The sequence below is a fragment of the Roseibium aggregatum IAM 12614 genome (assembly GCF_000168975.1).
Classification (GTDB): domain Bacteria; phylum Pseudomonadota; class Alphaproteobacteria; order Rhizobiales; family Stappiaceae; genus Roseibium; species Roseibium aggregatum.
Window position 1 is genome coordinate 17,501 of the sequence record NZ_AAUW01000037.1, and the last position, 2,822, is coordinate 20,322.

A 2,822-nucleotide genomic window follows, 5' to 3' on the forward strand; every position below is an offset into this window, starting at 1 on the left:
GTGGCTAGGGGTGAAAGGCCAATCAAACTCGGAAATAGCTGGTTCTCCGCGAAATCTATTTAGGTAGAGCGTCGGATGAATACTCTCGGGGGTAGAGCACTGGATGGGCTATGGGGGCTTACCGCCTTACTGATCCTAACCAAACTCCGAATACCGAGAAGTACTATCCGGCAGACACACAGTGGGTGCTAACGTCCATTGTGGAGAGGGAAACAACCCTGACCGCCAGTTAAGGTCCCTAAGTTATGGCTAAGTGGGAAAGGATGTAGAACTCCCAAAACAACCAGGATGTTGGCTTAGAAGCAGCCATCATTTAAAGAAAGCGTAACAGCTCACTGGTCTAAATAAGGGGTTCCGCGCCGAAAATGTACCGGGGCTCAAGCCATACACCGAAACTGCGGGTGCATCTTAGGATGCGCGGTAGCGGAGCGTTCTGTAAGTCTGCGAAGGGGGACCCGTGAGGGCTCCTGGAGATATCAGAAGTGCGAATGCTGACATGAGTAACGATAAAGCGGGTGAGAGACCCGCTCGCCGAAAGTCCAAGGGTTCCTGCGCAACGCTAATCGGCGCAGGGTTAGCCGGCCCCTAAGGCGAGGCCGAAAGGCGTAGTCGATGGGAATGCAGTTAATATTCTGCAGCTTGGTGGTAGTGACGGATGCCGTGTGTTGTATCTCCTTATTGGATTGGGGGTGCAGCGAAGGTGTTCCAGGAAATAGCTCCACCGTATAAACCGTACCCGAAACCGACACAGGTGGACTGGTAGAGAATACCAAGGCGCTTGAGAGAACTATGCTGAAGGAACTCGGCAAAATGCTCCCGTAAGTTCGCGAGAAGGGAGACCTCACGATGGGCAACCGTTGTGGGGTGGCACAGACCAGGGGGTGGCGACTGTTTATCAAAAACACAGGGCTCTGCGAAGCCGTAAGGCGACGTATAGGGTCTGACGCCTGCCCGGTGCTGGAAGGTTAAGAGGAGGTGTGCAAGCACCGAATTGAAGCCCCAGTAAACGGCGGCCGTAACTATAACGGTCCTAAGGTAGCGAAATTCCTTGTCGGGTAAGTTCCGACCTGCACGAATGGCGTAACGACTTCCCCGCTGTCTCCAGCATAGACTCAGTGAAATTGAATTCCCCGTGAAGATGCGGGGTTCCTGCGGTCAGACGGAAAGACCCCGTGCACCTTTACTACAGCTTCACACTGGTATTCGTCACGACATGTGTAGGATAGGTGGTAGACGTTGAAGCAGGAGCGCCAGCTCTTGTGGAGTCACCCTTGAAATACCACCCTTGTCGTCATGGATATCTAACCGCGGTACAACAATATCCGGGACCGTGTGTGGCGGGTAGTTTGACTGGGGCGGTCGCCTCCCAAATGGTAACGGAGGCGCGCGAAGGTGGGCTCAGAGCGGTCGGAAATCGCTCGTTGAGTGCAATGGCATAAGCCTGCCTGACTGCGAGACTGACAAGTCGAGCAGAGTCGAAAGACGGCCATAGTGATCCGGTGGTCCCTCGTGGAAGGGCCATCGCTCAACGGATAAAAGGTACGCCGGGGATAACAGGCTGATGATGCCCAAGAGTCCATATCGACGGCATTGTTTGGCACCTCGATGTCGACTCATCACATCCTGGGGCTGGAGCAGGTCCCAAGGGTTTGGCTGTTCGCCAATTAAAGTGGTACGTGAGTTGGGTTCAGAACGTCGCGAGACAGTTCGGTCCCTATCTGCCGTGGGTGTAGGAGAATTGAGAGGATCTGTCCCTAGTACGAGAGGACCGGGATGGACGTACCTCTGGTGGACCTGTTGTGGCGCCAGCCGCATTGCAGGGTAGCTATGTACGGAAGGGATAACCGCTGAAAGCATCTAAGCGGGAAACCCACCTCAAAACCAGTTCTCCCTGAAGAGCCGTGGAAGACCACCACGTCGATAGGAAGCGTGTGGAAGTGCGGCAACGCATGAAGCTTAGCTTTACTAATAGCTCGTTCGGCTTGATCCTCTCATTAGTCAATGTTCATCTTTTGGATGCGCCCCTGGCGCATCAAAAAGATCATCTTAAGTGCGCTATCGCCCTTTGGGCTGCTTGAGCGCGTTTGAGATAATGGTTTTGTTCTCACGGACGTACCGGTCCTTTGGACCTGTCCTGCGAACCACGCGGCCTGACCGGCCGACGGCCACTTGGCCTTGCCTTCGCTGCGCTCGGAGCTCTTGTTCCTTGCAAAGCAGAAGGAAAACCAGATCAAAATCAAATAAATATATAGACCAGTTCACGCAAATTGCGCTTCGCCGGCCTGGTGGCCCTAGCGGGGAGCCCCCACCCGATCCCATCCCGAACTCGGCCGTGAAACTCCCCAGCGCCAATGGTACTGCATCTTAAGGTGTGGGAGAGTAGGTCGCCGCCAGGCCTGCTAATCGCAATTTGAAACCTCTTCAATTTGTCTGTCGCTCACGCGCGTAACGCCCTTCGGGCTGCGCTCCGCGGGGCGGCCTGCCAAATACAAAGTCTGGCCGGCGGCCACTTGGCCTTGCCTCCGCTGCGCTCCGGAACTTCTTGTCCCCTAACAGCGCAGCACTCAAGGCAACACGAAACACGCTGCCGCAGCCTTGATGCAGCAGCCCAGTTTGCCCCCAGGACCAAAGCGCCGAGGACAAACAAAACTAAAATCTCCGGGCTTACTCAAGCCCATCCGGGATACCTCGGTACCCCGAAAACAACCGAATAACGCGGGATGGAGCAGCCCGGTAGCTCGTCAGGCTCATAACCTGAAGGTCGCAGGTTCAAATCCTGCTCCCGCAACCAACAAATAACCCGGCCTCGCGCCGGGTTTTTT

The 2,822-nt window shown here is 55.2% G+C and carries 1 tRNA gene and 2 rRNA genes (1 of these 3 cut by a window edge); all 3 read left to right on the forward strand.

The window, feature by feature from the left end:
- Positions 1–1,990, forward strand: a 23S ribosomal RNA gene (locus SIAM614_RS29780); it begins 733 nt to the left of the window's first position.
- Positions 1,991–2,281: 291 nt separating this feature from the next.
- Positions 2,282–2,396 (forward strand): 5S ribosomal RNA (gene rrf, locus SIAM614_RS29785).
- A gap of 318 nt (positions 2,397–2,714) precedes the next feature.
- Positions 2,715–2,791 (forward strand) — tRNA-Met (locus tag SIAM614_RS29790).
- Positions 2,792–2,822: the final 31 nt, after the last annotated feature.